General features: G+C 34.8%; 19 protein-coding genes. 3 read left to right on the top strand and 16 right to left on the bottom strand.

Going from position 1 to position 14,606, the window contains the following annotated elements; translation table 11 throughout:
• Window positions 1-40: 40 nt before the first annotated feature.
• Entirely contained in the window at window positions 41-742 is a 702-nt protein-coding gene (gene deoD / locus H9650_RS09480; RefSeq protein ID WP_144536644.1) for a purine-nucleoside phosphorylase, read from the bottom strand.
• A 71-nt stretch (window positions 743-813) separates the two neighbouring features.
• Entirely contained in the window at window positions 814-1,035 is a 222-nt protein-coding gene (locus H9650_RS09475; RefSeq protein ID WP_144536646.1) for a YozE family protein, read from the bottom strand.
• A 120-nt stretch (window positions 1,036-1,155) separates the two neighbouring features.
• Between H9650_RS09475 and H9650_RS09470 the strand changes: the two genes are divergently transcribed.
• Window positions 1,156-2,997, top strand: a complete 1,842-nt coding sequence (locus H9650_RS09470; protein WP_225216006.1) for a methyl-accepting chemotaxis protein — start codon at window positions 1,156-1,158, stop codon at window positions 2,995-2,997.
• A gap of 120 nt (window positions 2,998-3,117) precedes the next feature.
• Here H9650_RS09470 and H9650_RS20885 read toward each other — a convergent pair whose 3' ends face one another.
• The 14 genes from H9650_RS20885 to H9650_RS09400 all read right to left on the bottom strand — a co-directional run bounded on the left by H9650_RS20885 (window position 3,118) and on the right by H9650_RS09400 (window position 13,361).
• Window positions 3,118-3,405 carry a TIGR04104 family putative zinc finger protein gene (locus H9650_RS20885; protein WP_151110010.1) on the bottom strand — a complete coding sequence of 96 codons (288 nt, stop codon included), beginning with the start codon at window positions 3,403-3,405 and terminating at the stop codon, window positions 3,118-3,120.
• A 173-nt stretch (window positions 3,406-3,578) separates the two neighbouring features.
• Window positions 3,579-4,007, bottom strand: a complete 429-nt coding sequence (locus H9650_RS09460) for a hypothetical protein (protein WP_191697053.1) — start codon at window positions 4,005-4,007, stop codon at window positions 3,579-3,581.
• Between the two features lie 356 nt (window positions 4,008-4,363).
• Entirely contained in the window at window positions 4,364-5,020 is a 657-nt protein-coding gene (locus H9650_RS09455) for a Type 1 glutamine amidotransferase-like domain-containing protein (RefSeq protein ID WP_191697052.1), read from the bottom strand.
• A 649-nt stretch (window positions 5,021-5,669) separates the two neighbouring features.
• Window positions 5,670-6,080, bottom strand: a complete 411-nt coding sequence (msrB, locus tag H9650_RS09450) for a peptide-methionine (R)-S-oxide reductase MsrB (protein ID WP_144536655.1) — start codon at window positions 6,078-6,080, stop codon at window positions 5,670-5,672.
• Window positions 6,070-6,600, bottom strand: coding sequence for a peptide-methionine (S)-S-oxide reductase MsrA (gene msrA / locus H9650_RS09445; protein ID WP_191697051.1), 531 nt, complete (start codon window positions 6,598-6,600; stop codon window positions 6,070-6,072). The genes msrB and msrA overlap by 11 nt, the downstream gene beginning before the upstream one ends.
• Window positions 6,601-6,610: 10 nt before the next feature.
• Window positions 6,611-7,186: a YpmS family protein gene (locus tag H9650_RS09440; protein WP_144536659.1), complete on the bottom strand. Its 576-nt coding sequence runs from the start codon at window positions 7,184-7,186 to the stop codon at window positions 6,611-6,613.
• 12 nt (window positions 7,187-7,198) lie between these two features.
• Window positions 7,199-8,011: a GDSL-type esterase/lipase family protein gene (locus H9650_RS09435; protein ID WP_144536661.1), complete on the bottom strand. Its 813-nt coding sequence runs from the start codon at window positions 8,009-8,011 to the stop codon at window positions 7,199-7,201.
• Between the two features lie 165 nt (window positions 8,012-8,176).
• On the bottom strand, window positions 8,177-9,016 hold the full coding sequence (locus H9650_RS09430; protein ID WP_144536663.1) for a DegV family protein: 840 nt from the start codon (window positions 9,014-9,016) through the stop codon (window positions 8,177-8,179).
• A gap of 59 nt (window positions 9,017-9,075) precedes the next feature.
• Window positions 9,076-9,819: a lysophospholipid acyltransferase family protein gene (locus H9650_RS09425; RefSeq protein WP_318245400.1), complete on the bottom strand. Its 744-nt coding sequence runs from the start codon at window positions 9,817-9,819 to the stop codon at window positions 9,076-9,078.
• Entirely contained in the window at window positions 9,812-10,303 is a 492-nt protein-coding gene (locus H9650_RS09420; RefSeq protein ID WP_151110022.1) for a dihydrofolate reductase, read from the bottom strand. Before H9650_RS09420 ends, H9650_RS09425 begins: the two co-directional genes overlap by 8 nt.
• Window positions 10,304-10,317: 14 nt before the next feature.
• Window positions 10,318-11,262 carry a thymidylate synthase gene (locus tag H9650_RS09415; protein ID WP_144536670.1) on the bottom strand — a complete coding sequence of 315 codons (945 nt, stop codon included), beginning with the start codon at window positions 11,260-11,262 and terminating at the stop codon, window positions 10,318-10,320.
• Window positions 11,263-11,299: 37 nt separating this feature from the next.
• Window positions 11,300-11,875: a YpjP family protein gene (locus H9650_RS09410; RefSeq protein WP_144536672.1), complete on the bottom strand. Its 576-nt coding sequence runs from the start codon at window positions 11,873-11,875 to the stop codon at window positions 11,300-11,302.
• Window positions 11,876-12,153: 278 nt separating this feature from the next.
• Window positions 12,154-12,933: a class I SAM-dependent methyltransferase gene (locus tag H9650_RS09405; protein WP_144536674.1), complete on the bottom strand. Its 780-nt coding sequence runs from the start codon at window positions 12,931-12,933 to the stop codon at window positions 12,154-12,156.
• Window positions 12,933-13,361, bottom strand: coding sequence for a BrxA/BrxB family bacilliredoxin (locus H9650_RS09400; RefSeq protein ID WP_144536676.1), 429 nt, complete (start codon window positions 13,359-13,361; stop codon window positions 12,933-12,935). The genes H9650_RS09405 and H9650_RS09400 overlap by 1 nt, the downstream gene beginning before the upstream one ends.
• Before the next feature lie 212 nt (window positions 13,362-13,573).
• Here H9650_RS09400 and H9650_RS09395 point away from each other — a divergent pair, with 212 nt between their 5' ends.
• Both H9650_RS09395 and H9650_RS09390 read left to right on the top strand, forming a co-directional pair.
• Window positions 13,574-13,921, top strand: coding sequence for a n-acetylglutamate synthase (locus H9650_RS09395; RefSeq protein WP_191697050.1), 348 nt, complete (start codon window positions 13,574-13,576; stop codon window positions 13,919-13,921).
• A 47-nt stretch (window positions 13,922-13,968) separates the two neighbouring features.
• Entirely contained in the window at window positions 13,969-14,373 is a 405-nt protein-coding gene (locus tag H9650_RS09390; protein WP_144536678.1) for a VOC family protein, read from the top strand.
• Window positions 14,374-14,606 lie beyond the last annotated feature (233 nt).

Below are 14,606 nucleotides of genomic sequence, written 5' to 3'. Positions count from 1 at the left end.
AAAATAGACTGCCAAGAATGACAGTCTATGTTTAAAGATTTTATTTAAGCGCTGCCTCTAAAGCTACAATAATCATATCATTAAATGTTGTTTGTCTTTCCTCTGATGAAGTAACTTCACCTGTAATGATATGGTCACTCACTGTTAATACAGACAAAGCTTGACGTCCAAATTTAGCAGCTAAAGTGTAAAGTGCTGCTGATTCCATTTCTACTGCAAGAACACCGTAGCTTGCCCATTTTTCATTTTGTGCATTTTCGTTGTAGAATAAGTCTGCTGTGAAGACATTACCTACACGAAGATTTAACCCAGCTTCTTTACCAGCGTTATATGCATTATATAATAGGTCAAAATCTGCTGTAGGAGCGAAACTAATATCATCTAAAAGTACTTTGTTCATAGAAGAATCAGAAGATGCTGCCTGAGCTAAAATAACATCTCGAACTTTTACATCTTTTTGAATTGCTCCACAAGTTCCAACACGAATTAACTTTTGTACATCATAATCATTCATTAACTCAGTTGCATAAATAGAGATTGATGGAACACCCATCCCCGTACCTTGTACAGAAACTCTTTTTCCCTTATATGTACCTGTGTAGCCAAACATATTACGTACTTCATTATACTGCACAACATCCTCTAAGAATGTTTCTGCGATATACTTTGCACGAAGTGGATCCCCTGGTAATAAAATTGTGTCTGCAATTTCACCTTTTTTTGCGTTAATATGAATACTCATTATAATAACCTCATTTCTAAACTTATCGAGTTAATAATACCTTTTTTTACTAGGAAATGCAATGCTGAAGCCTATCTAATGTGATCTTCGTATAACCCCCATATTTCATCAAAAACGATTGCCGTCATTTCAGGATGAGCCAGTTCTTCGATGTATTCAGATATTTCCTGAAAAGACGTTTCTGCCTTAGGAAAATCATGCTGTAAAAACATATGTTCCGCAAACTGGGCTTTAGCATCGTTCTTTTGTCCTCCCCGGAACTTTAAAGCAAATAAGTAAAACGATTGATGCATACTTTTCTTCCTCCTTTAGTCATGAAGTAGCACTTTAATAAAAAAATTTGTAGATAATTCCAACTAAAACAATTAAACTAAAAATTATGAAGATAAAACCTATAGAAAGGATTGGTTCGTTTGACCTCTTTTATTAAAAAGAAGAAAGCTCCTAAATCACCTAAATTACCAAAACCAAAGAAACAGAAAAAACCATTTGTTTTTTCACTTTCCCGTTTAACAAAAGATACAAACAAGAGAAAGAGCTTTCAAAAGACAAATCTGTTAAATTCAATCCGTGGAAGAGTACTAATTATTTTTTCCGTCCTAATTATTATTCTATTTTCCATGCTTCTTCTTACTTCAGGCAACATGCAGTCGTCTCAGAAGGAATTAGAAACTTTTATGAACGTGGATATTAAAGAGCAGCTTATGGTCAACCAATTGTCAGCAGATATAGCGAAACTTTCAAACGCGGAGCAAAGTTATATCATAACAGGTAAATCAAATTATATGACAAGTTATAGAAGTTATAAAGATGCAATCATTACTCGTTTTAAAGAATTAGAGGCGATCTATAAGAACAGACCAGAAGAACTAAAAAAAGTGACAACAATTAATGAGCATTTTAATACATATCTTCAATACTCGGAACGTGCCCTTAGCTTGAGAGATAAAAATGGCTTCGAAGCTGCGCAAAAGCTAGTTAATGCAGGAAATGGACGTACAGCTATGAGTCATGTTGATGTCCAAATAGAAGCAATGAATGAAGTGTTAGCAAAAAAGAATGCTAATCAAATTACACTACTTGAAGAAAAGAATCAAAACTCCTTGTACTTGTTTATAGGATTAACAATTTTCTCTGTATTGTTAACTTTAATATTTGGAATTTTGTTATTTAATTCGATTAAACGTAGCACTTATTCTATTAACCGTTCTATTTTAGATATTGCTCAAGCAGGTGGCGATCTGACAAGAAGAGTAAAAGTTAGAACAAAGGATGAATTCGCTGAGATTGCTTCTAATACAAATGTTTTAATAGCATCTATTGCAGATTTGGTTAAACGAGTTAGTTTGTTAACTGAAAACGTATCAGCAAGTGGACAGCAGCTCATGGCTTCTTCTGATGATACATCAATCACAATTCAATCCATAGCCGACTCTACAAACGAAATTGCATCCGGAAGTGAACAGACCTTGAAAAGTATGACACTGGCTATTCAAAAAATGAATTCACTAGAGGAAGCAACTAGATATTTGAACGATGACGCTCAAGCTGTAAAATCAGCAACAGATAATATGACCTCTGCTGCTAGATTAGGTGTAAAATCAGTACAGCACTCGTCTAATGTCATGCTAGATATCGAAGAAACGATGGCTAACACATCTCAAACAGTACAAGCTCTAGGGGTAAAGTCATATGAAATCACTTCTATTATTAAAACGATTACCGCTATAGCCGAGCAAACTAATCTGCTTGCATTGAATGCAGCAATTGAGGCTGCTCGTGCGGGTGAGCACGGACGAGGCTTCGCAGTAGTCGCCGATGAGGTAAGAAAACTTGCCGAACAATCTCAAAATGCTGCAAAAGAAGTGACAGGAATTGTAACTTCTATTCAATCTGAGGTCACTTCTATCGTTAAGCAAAATCATGAAGGGGTAGAGAGCGTTATCAAAGGTGTAGAAGTTGCCAATGAGACAAATGCTTCCCTGGAACAAATAATGAAAAATACAGAGGAAACAATCAGTATTATTGATAAAATGGTAAATCAAATCGGACAAACACTTGAATTTAGCCAGGAAGTAGCTGCCTCCTTTATAGAGGTTACTCATATTGCTGAGAATACTGCGTCCAACACAGAAAGCTCTGCTGCAGCTGCTGAGCAAGGCAGCGCAGCGATGCAAGAAATCAATGCATCTGCTGTTGAATTGTCTCATCAAGCGGACGAACTACGAAAAGTAGTCAATGAATTTAAGCTTTAAGATTTGGCTATGTTAAAGGTTGATTTAAGACACAAAAAATGAGCTTAGGTATTTTTCCTAAGCTCATTTTATTTTGATTTCCTTTTTTACTAAAGCACCCGTTAGTTTAAGTACATTATTTCACAAAGACCCTTTATAAGTAACAAGAAAAGGTGCCAACAAAGAACCAATTATTAAAATAAAGATAGCTATGCCAAGTGTCAAAAGACCATTGCTAAAAGGAGACAGAAAATAACCGAAGGTGAGCATTGGAAGAATAGTTAAAGAAACAAAAATTAACCTGCTTGGTGTTGTTATCTTATGTGTTGTATCGCATTCGTTACAATTAATAGGTTTATAATTTAGCCAGAAGGATTCATAGATTTTACTCCAACTAAAATGTGTATTGCATTTCTCGCATTTTTGCAAAGCTAATAACCTCCATTATATTTTTTGAATTTTCTGTTGTTTTATTATCCTACCGCGTTAGTCCAATAAGAAAAAAGGCTTTACCCTTCTTGAAGTAAAGCACGACGTTTATTGAAGAAGGATTAAAGTTTAAAATTTTCTTCAAGTTCTTTTTAAATATCTGAATTATCCAATCACAAATCAAAAAGTCTTTCTCCTGTTAATATTTCAAATAAAACAGTAGAATTTTCCTCGTTTAGTTGAACATACTCATTATCACCTTTTACAACTTCCACTTTATCTATATTTGGACTTATCCAAATTTCATATAACACTGCTTTTGCCCCTTTTTCAGGATTTTTAAACTGAAATCCAAACCTATAATCAGCAGGACGTACCATATCCACTTTGGCGTTTTCCCAATCAGCTTTATCTAATATACTTTTTACCTTTTGAACTTTCTTATTATCAGTAATTTCTTTGAAGTCTTCATATTTATTTTCATCACCAATACGCTTTTGAACTTTTATGCTTTGTTCTTCATTTTCTATTCCACTAGAACACCCTGTAATAGCAAATAGAATCATTGTTAATGAAACAAATAAATTCTTTGTAAATCTCATCTGACCCCCCCTTCATTTAATAAGTCGAATTTCGTGTTAAAAAGTTCCATTTAATGTGTCTACGGTATATGTCTAACAAAAGCGTTGATACGTGAGCTAACAAATTCCTTGTTCAAATATAATGCACCGTTGGTTTAAATGTAACATTTCACATTGCATATCTGAGATCAACTTAATGTTTTGGACATAAAAATAGACCATCGAAACGATGGCCAGATTTTGCTAACGCACCTGTTAGGTTAAGTAGAAAAAATAAACGCATATTCAACAATCGCGCCAGTTCTCCTTCACTTAATTTAAATTAGAGACGGTGCATAAAGAAATTATTTCAATAACCCATTAGCGATTCGCTACAACTAGAGTGTCTCATCCAATTTCTGAATCTTTGAGTTGGAAATTAAATAAACATTGCCAAAAACGTCGATTTTGTCTCCTTTTACACGTATAGCGCAATCTTTGTTCGACGCATAAATATTTATTTCTTCCGATAGGGGAGATAGTTCGCTTTGAACCAGTGCCATGTTATTTTCAAGATCAAAATGAGACAGGACGGAAAAATTGTCAAGACCGATTCCGTCGTAAACAGAGCTCATTTCAACTTCATCTCCAAAGTTTTTCGAGCATAACCATTTAGCGGACATGTTGATTGCTCCAGCACTGGCTCCCATCACAACGGCGCTGCTTTTTTTAATCGAATCCGATAATTCATATTGCATCAAAAAACCATTTTGATTAAGAATATTGCCACCCAACAAGAAAATGACTGAAGCATTTTGAATTATCGTTTGGGCTTCCTCCTTCTGTACGCGGAAATTAATTAAATGATACTCATCAAACATAATGCCAGCCTGATCGAGCCACGAGCGTTCACTAGCACCATCATCTTCATAAATAGATGGATTCGAGCTAATCATAGCTAGCGATTTTCTATCAGTTATATCCTCCTGTAACACCCTACCCAGATTCTCTGGAAAAAAATTGTCAAACCAACCTAAATAATAGTGAATTTTCATAAGTACCCCCTCAGCAAAGTGTAAATAACATTTATTCCTTGCGTCACTCATTCTGTTTTCTTGTCAATCTCAATATGCCCGATTGTTAAACACAATTTAAACAACACGCTTCAACTATCCTGCTGCTATAGTTTAAGTGTAACATTTCACAATGCATTTCTGGGATCAATTTAATGTTTTGGACATAAAAATAGATCATCGAAATGATGATCAAATTTTACTAAGCACCTGTTAGCCATCCATACAGACCCAAAAAACTGCTCCACAGAGGATGAAATTGTTGCAGAGTGGGTATAGATTAGTATGGCAGGCGAAGAAGTCGATGAACTATGGGCCATAGAGCCCGTCCGTTAGTCTGACTCCATCGACTACTGTGCATCACAGACTGTCGCACTCTATACGAGTAGCACTCATGGGAGATTAATCCTACTCTGGTTACTGCACCAGCCTTGCCTTCCACTCTAAAGGCTCAGCGTTTTTAATTTTGTGGCCTTTTAATGTACTCCCAAACTTTCATTTGGGAATTCACACTCGTTTCCCCATACTTTACTTAATCTCAGAAACCTATCTACAACTAGTGAATTCAGTATATAATTTCTTAAAGCATAATAAAAAAGCATGGAAAATTAATTCCATGCTTTTGTGTTCATTAAAATAATTTTAAAAATTCTCCATAGCCTTCTTCTTCTAGCTTGGCTTTTGGAACAAAACGCATAGCAGCTGAGTTGATACAGTATCGTAAACCTGTTTCTTCCTTAGGACCATCAGGAAAAACATGCCCTAAATGAGAGTTAGCTGTTTTACTTCTTACTTCTACCCTTCTCATGCCATGAGAATCATCAAAGTGCTCTATCACTTCATGTGCTTCTATGGGTCTAGTAAAGCTTGGCCATCCACATCCCGCATCATATTTATCCTTAGAATGGAATAATGGTTTTCCAGAAACAACATCTACATAGATTCCCTCTTCAAAATGCTTATCATATTCTCCTTGAAAGGGTGGCTCTGTTCCATTTTGTTGTGTAACATAATATTGCATTTCAGTTAGTTTATCCTTCATTTTGAAGCCTCCTATTGTTCTCTACGAACGCCGCTCTTCCTGATCCAACAAAGTAACGGTTATAATGTGTCGGATTCTTTTTATAGTAATCCTGATGATATTCCTCTGCTTCATAAAATTCTGAAGCAGGCAAAATTTTTGTAGCTATTTTCTTTGGGAACCTTCCAGAAGCATCAAGTGCATCTTTCGATTGCTCCGCTTTCTTTCGTTGCTCCTCCGTATGGTAAAAAATAGCCGTTTGATAGGACGAACCTTTATCAAAAAATTGTCCTTCTTCGTCTGTCGGGTCGATATTTAACCAAAATATTTCAAGTAATTGATCATAAGAGAACTTGCTTGGTTCAAATGTTATTTGAATAGCTTCATAGTGTCCTGTAGCATTTGAGCAGACCTGTTCATAAGTTGGATTTGGTACAGTCCCACCCGTATATCCAGAAACTACTTTTTCAATGCCGTCATACGAATCAAACGGTTTTACCATGCACCAAAAGCATCCTCCTGCAAATGTTGCTTTTTCCATTATATATCCCTCATTTCGATGGAACTATTATTTCTAAAACAATTTTATCTTCCTGAAGATTTAATTCTTTAGCTCGGACATTGACTCCGGAAGCCATTGGAATGCTAGCTAATTGAATTAATACTTCCTCCTCGTCAGGCTTAACCACCATCCAGCGTGGAAGATCAATGGAATCTCTTAATAACTTTAACACAGTTTCTGGTGGTAATTGAAGCTGACCGACTTCTACAGAAGATTGCTCGAGACGAATATTGCCATTCTCCTCTACAAAAGGTTCGAAATACATTTTAACTGGGAGAGTTAGTGAAAATATAGTTAACTCCGAGCTTAAAATAATTTGATCATCTACACTCAATTGAAGGGGTATAGGTTTATTATCCATTGCTTTCGCTATAAATGTGTTTGCAATGCCCTGAAAATCCTCCTTAGAGGCATTTACAGTTAATACATGCCCAGAGGGATTAGCCTCCTCAGCGCTTTTTACCTCTACAGATTCTGTTGGAGCTGTTATCCAATATAATACCGTACCAATACTTCCTACAATAACTAATAACAATAAAAAAAAGGCAATCTTCCACTTATTCATCTAACCAACTCCTCAAAAGAACAATTCCCTACTTTGCTCATCTATCAAACCACAATTTTCTAAAGAATTTACTACATTCTCGACTATTAACTCATATCCCTTGCTATTAGGATGGAAGAAGTCGGTATGATAAACTAAGTTTGCATTAGAATCAAACAAAGTATCAATTGGTGCAAAACATGCATTCGTATTACTATATGAGAGTGATTCAATGGTGTCATTCCAATCAGTGATAATTTGGTCTACCTCACTCGTTTCATCTGTAACAATGGTAATAGGGTTATAAATTCCTATCATTAGTATTGGAGCACTGCTATTAACCTCTCGAATTTCTTCAAGGATATCATCATAATTTCTTTCGAAACGTTGAAGTTCCTTTTCAAAAGCCTCAATTTGAAGATTAAAAAGGTCCTTTTTAAATACCTTCATAACATCGTTACCACCAATGGTAATTGTTATTAAATCTGCTTTTCGAATTTGATGGTCTATTTCACCATCTCTTAACAATTTTAAGAGTTGGTCACTACGTCTTCCTCTTTTAGCAGTATTGGTTAAGACAACATCTTCTATTCCTTTGTATTCTAATATTTGATTTTTTAGCCTTCCTACATAACCATTTCTTTTTAATTCGTCTCCCACCCCTTGAGTTAGAGAATCACCAAGCCCAACCAACTCAAGTGTTCTTGGAAAGAATTCAGATGGAATTATATATTCTTCAAATAAGATTGTCTCCTTTTCAGAAAAGCTTACTTCTTGTATTTTTTCTGGAGCACAACTTGATAAAAGAAAAACAAAAACAAGAATTATTAAATACTTATATTTCATATCTAACCCCTTTATTTATACCCATTAATAATCTGGATGGAAAAACCTTTATTTTTTTGAAGTACGCCCTTGCTATTTAACTGTACGAAAACTTAATGTCCTAGGCAAACTTCACAAAATCTATAAATAAAAGCAGGGAAATATTGAGCCTCCCTGCTTTTAGCATTATTCTGTCATATACATAAAACCAATAGCACCGGGACCAGTATGTGTACTAATCACTGGAGAAGTAAAGGAAACTTGAATATCTTTAAAACCAGAGTCTTTAATTAATTCCATTAAAGGTGTGGCCATAGATAACCCATGGGCATGAGATATTCCAACTGCTTTTACGATTTTACCTTTAGTGTCTTCCAAATACTGTTTAAACAAATAGTTGACTACTTGCTTATGACTTCTAGCTTTTGCTACAGGAGTATAAACCCCGTCTGCAAGGCTAGCAATTGGCTTAATAGAAAGTAATGATCCAATCATTGCTTTCCCTTTTCCAATGCGTCCACCTTTAACTAAATTATCCAAAGTATCTACAACAACATATAAATCGGTTTTAGATCGAATATCAAAAACCTTTTCAATAATAGCCTCTTTTGTTGAACCGTTTGCCGCCATCTTTGCTGCTTCTTCTACTTGGAAGTATAGGGCAAAAGAAATAAACTTTGAATCAATAACTGTAACATCAGAATCCGTTAAATCAGCTGCATTCTGTGCCGATTTAACCGTACCACTCATGCCTCCGGTCATATGAATAGAAATAACTTGATCTCCATTTTTACCAAGCCTGTCATAAAGTTCTTTAAAAACACCTACTGCAGGTTGGGAGGACTTTGGAAGATCTTTTGAAGAGCTCATTTTATGTAAAAATTCTTCTGGTTGTATGTTAACACCGTCAATGTATGACTCTCCATCAATCTGAATTGTTAAAGGTACAACATGTATATTATATTTTTCAATTATCTCTTTTGTTAGGTCTGCTGTCGAGTCTGTAACTATATGAACCTTAGGCACTGTGTATCCCTTCCTTCCTCTATAGTACTATTATAAGAAGAAAGACGCCACTCTGTAAACTATTTGTGTCTACTTTGGAGCTCAATAATTTTATTTGAGATAACTGTATGTAGGTCTTCCATAGTTTGTTTTGAATCATTTTCTTGAATCATCTCTTTACTATATGAAGGAAGTATACTAATTTGAACGTGAGCTGGGCAAATTTTGTTATTATTTTTCTCCATAATATTTGAGGTTCCGTGTATGGCTATTGGAACAATCGGCACGTTTGCCTCTTTGGCAATACGCATGAATCCTGATTTGAATGTACCAATGCCTTGTCCTTTGCTTCGTGTACCCTCTGGAAACATCAAAATAGAATGTCCTTGTTGCAATTGTGACACTGTATCTTGTATCGAACGATAACTGCTTTTTCTATTAGACCGATCCAAAAATACACAATTCATTTCCTCCATCCATTTAGAAATCAAAGGAATTTTTTTTACCTCTATTTTTGAGATAAATCCAAATGGTTTAGGTATATGAGTTAACAGGGTCGGTATATCAAAGTTTCCTTCATGGTTGCTTATAAACAACACAGCTCCCTGAGGGAGGTTTTCTAATCCCTCTACAGTAAATTCACTTTTTGTTCTTTTAAGAATGCCGCCTGCCCATTTTTGAGGTACCTCATGAATTAATTGATCGTATTCCTCTACTGAAATCTCATTTTTTAGAGATTTAATCTTGTTTAATTTTGGAAGACTAAATGGTAAATAACCAAATAAAAATCCAAATGTCCTTAAAGAAGAAAACAACTTATTCACTAACCTTTCTATCATAAACCAAATATACATAGGTTATTCCGTCAGGAGTCGTCATTTCTTCTGACTTTTCCGTAAGAACCCACTCATCATAACTATAAGGCGGAAAAAAAGTATCTCCTGTAAACGTTTGTTGAATAAATGTAATATATAATCTATCTGCTTTTGGCAAGATTGCTCTAAATATTTGTTCTCCCCCGATAACCATTACTTCGTGATGATGAGCTTTCGCTAATTCAACAGCATCAGTCAAATTACCTACTACATCTGCTCCCTCGACTCTGTATGAAGGATTTCTAGTAACAATGATACTCTTTCTCCCTGGTAATACTCTTCCAATCGACTCGTATGTGTTTCTACCCATAACCATTGCTTTGTTCATTGTTTTCTCTTTGAAATAAGCCAAATCACCTGGTATATGCCATGGTAAATCTTTGTTATAGCCAATTACACGATTTGGATCATGTGCTACGATAAGTGATATCATTATTCTTCTCTCCTCTAAACAGCAATTGGTGCCTTGATTTTTGGATGTGGGTCATAGCCTTCTATAGTAATATCTTCGATTTCAAAGTCAAAAATAGACGATTTTTCTTCATTTAATAATAATGTCGGTAAAGGACGAGGCGATCTTGCTAACTGAGTTTCAACCTGTTCAAAATGATTCGAATAAATATGAGCATCACCAAGAGTATGAACGAATTCACCTACTTCTAACTTACATTCCCTAGCTATTAGATGAACAAGTAAAGCGTAGGATGCAATATTGAAAGGAACTCCTAGGAAAACGTCCGCGCTTCGCTGATACAACTGACAGGATAGCTTTCCATTAGCTACATAAAATTGCATAAAACTATGGCATGGTGGCAATGCCATATCATCCACCTCTGCAGGGTTCCATGCAGTAATAATATGTCTTCTAGAATCAGGATTGTTTTGAATGCCCTCTATTAGGTTTTCTAATTGGTCAATTGTTTCACCATTTTGAGTGGGCCATGAACGCCATTGTCTACCATAAACTGGGCCAAGGTCGCCAAACTCTTTCGCAAAAGATTCGTCTGAGAGAATTTTATCACAGAAGAGTTTCATTTGCTCTTTCAACACTACCTTGAATTCAGGATCCTTTGAAGCTCTTACGCCAAAATTGCTCATGTCTGGACCAGTGTACTTATCACTATTCACCCATTTTTCAAAAGCCCATTCATCCCAAATATGATTATTAGCCTCTATCAACGTTTTAACATTCGTATCTCCTTTTAAGAACCATAAAAGCTCACTAACTATAAGTCGAAAGGCAGTTTTTTTAGTAGTCATTAAAGGGAAACCTTCAGATAAGTCAAAGCGCATTTGATAACCAAAAACGCTCTTCGTGCCTGTTCCAGTTCGATCCCCTTTTTCTACTCCATATTCAAGAATGTGTTTACATAAATCTAAGTATTGCTTCATTTTATTACTTCCTTTCATCCGTAAAAAAAGCTCTCATCTAAGAGAGCCATTTAGGTGGTGTATTCTTGGACCAAAAAATCTCACCTAGAGCATAATGCTTTGTATATTTATCTTCTGCCAGGTGATAATGAAAATTAAAGTAGTAACCATCAAGCGGTTTTTTATCTGTTCTAACGTGGAAACGCATTATGTCTTTTTTAGAAATGTCATCATAAATATTAAATATTTTTTCATGATATTCCCCAGATGGTCTCTCTGATATAGCTAGTTGAGATGCTTTATCACTGTCTAGATTAATAATTGTAGCATCAATAGCTTCTTGAATCCTTGGGAATATAATATCATCAAATTCATTTTGTATAACTGGCCCTATTCTTGTCCCAAATTTTATGTATGCTTGCTCTTTAGCTGCTATGGTAATACTTTCACTGTAATCAATAGGTTCTTGAAGACTGACATGGTCATACTCCCGGGTATTGCTTTCAGAAGTGACCGATTTCAACGGAGCTTTATTGTCTAATAATTGCTCCCAAATGACATGGTTTGGCGATATTAATCCAAAGGTAAGCAAAGCAACAGTAATTATAATCGACTTTTGGAACCATTTTTTCATCTTTTTCACCTTCAATTATGTACAAATTTGGTATAACCGGATATTAAGATATACGAAATCGAGAACAAAAGGTTTCATCTTCCTTGTATTCATTGTACAATAAATAGGGTAAACAATCAGTAGGTTTTTTAAACTAAGGAGGAAATTCTTATGAGCACAGATATAATCATTGGAATTGGATTTTTATTTTTATTAGGTTATTTAACTTCATTAAACTTCACGCACTGATTTTTAAACTGTTAAAAAAGAGGGAAGCGACATTAGTCACTTCCCTCTTTTTATTTTTCAATCACTCCGAAGTGAAATTTAGAGGTGGGTCTGGTTATTTGCTTAAAACCAAAGCTTTCGAACATTGGCGACCGGAAATGAGCTTTTAAAACTACTCGTTTTCGAGCAACTCTTGTTGCTTGTTCCACCCACTCATTACTCAAGCCTCCATGTACCCCTATATCTCTCAACGATTGAAAGTTGGTGGATTCAATAATTTCCTCTTCAAACATTGGATCCATATAAACTACATCATATGAATTATCCTCAGCTCTTTTTAAAAAATTTAAAGCGTCGTCATGAAAGATGCTTATTTGGCGCATTGTATGTTGTAGAATAGAAAAATCAGTATTATATTTTTTTAAACCTTGTTGCACCATGTAAGCAATAATTCTATCTTTTTCTAATGCATTCACTATTCCAGTATCTCCTATTGCATAAGCTGCAATTAGACTATCTGAACACAATCCCGCAGTAGTATCTAGAAATTTATCTCCTTTAGATAGCTCTGTTGCGAGTAAAAAAGGATCTTTATCTCCCTTGATCAATCTTTTCATTCGGAATGCAGCGGAATTTGGGTGAAAGAAAAAAGGGGTTAAGGAACCATAAGGAAAATACTCTAACCGCTCCTTCCCCACAACCATTACATTTGCCTGATGCTCTTGTTGTATTTTTTCAACAGATTTTTTGTTTCTTTCTACATATGAAATTTTTAAAAGAGATGCTATTTCTTTTGCGGTTTGAATCATACTTATATTTGTTCTACCAGCAGTGGTAATAATACTTTCCATTAGATAATATCTGCAAGAACACCAGCTAAATGATCTTTAATAGTATCCATAGAATTACTTTCAATTTGTTCTCTAGGAATGAAATAAGCCAATTCCCCATCTTTCCAAATAGCAATAGAAGGCGAGCTTGGAGGAACATCGCTAAAATAATCTCGCATAGTTGCAGTTGCCTCTTGATCTTGACCAGCAAAAACAGTTACTAAATGCTCAGGTTTTTTGTCTAGCTCCGCAACGGCTGCTGTTACTGCGGGTCTAGCAAGCCCAGCTGCACATCCACAAACTGAGTTAACTACAATTAAAGAAACCCCAGTCTCCTTCATATGGCTATGCACCTCATCAGGAGTAGTCAATTCTTTAAAACCAGCGTCTGTTAACTCACTTCTCATTGGTTTAACTACTTGCTTCATATATTCATCGTACGCGTTCATGGTTTCGCCCACTTTCATTTATGTTCATATTCCCATTATTTAAAGGGTTTTATATTTCCTATTCTACTTCTCTTTTTAAATTTTTTCACTTCATTTAACTTTTAATATTAATTTTTATCCTTATTATTATGAATCATCGAATATATCAATAGTTCCGTTCAATAAAAAATAGTATGATTATTAAACATCATAAGGCAAAGGGGAAGAGAAAAGTGATAGATTACAATGGTCGATGCTTTGTTTCAATTGAAAATACAGATAACGGTGAAGTTTCTTCAAAAACTATTTTTGAATACAAACAAGAGGGACATATTATCTCAGCAGCATATAGTGGTGGGGAAATTGTAAAAGGCACATTGATTGGAGTTATAAATGGCGACGGTTGCTTAGAGTTTCGATATAACCACGTTAACAACAAAAATGAAATTAGAGGTGGCCAATGCACTTCTACTCCTAAAATTTTACCTGATGGGCGAATTAGATTATATGAAAAATGGAAATGGCTTGATTCTGAAGCTACTGAGGGAAATTCAATCATTGAGGAAGTTAGAAACTTTTAAATAGAAATAATAATTAGGATATCAATTTACTGAAATGAGGTAATTATGTGGGAGAAAGCTTTGTTCATCATTTATGCATTCAAACAAATACATATTATGAAACGTTAAATTTTTACACCGAAGGACTAGGTTTTAAATTAGTAAAAGAATCATTCGGTTTTCATGACAGAAATTTTAACACATGGATACAATTAAATAACTTTTATATCGAATTACAAACCGGAAAACTAAATGAAATACTTAGTCATGGAGACTCAAATTCACAAGGGTTAGTTCATTTCTGTATATGGGTTGATGATTTAAATTCAGAAGTGGCTCGTCTACGTGAAATAGGAGTTAAATTTCTGATGAAAAACAATGAATTCATTTATCAAGTTGAGAACGGTAACTTATGCAAATTACAAGCTCCTGAAGGAACAATTATAGAACTTCGAGACAATAAAGGAATTTAGTTAAAGAAAATACTGAATAACGCAAAATAAGTCCTTCTGAAAATCAGAAGGACTTATTTTGTTATTTCTAAAGTATTAATCTCCAGCTAATTTCTCACTGATAACTTGCCAATTGAACTATATTTTTTCTCATTAGAAACAACAATTGTCAAATTGACCCCTTTCTATTAAAAATTTAAGGGAAAATGGTATCATTTTTGCATTAAACTACTCTTATTTTTAGAGATAGAAAT

It is taken from the genome of Psychrobacillus faecigallinarum (assembly GCF_014836595.1).
Classification (GTDB): Bacteria; Bacillota; Bacilli; order Bacillales_A; family Planococcaceae; genus Psychrobacillus; species Psychrobacillus faecigallinarum.
This window is presented reverse-complemented; position numbering and strand designations above follow the sequence as displayed.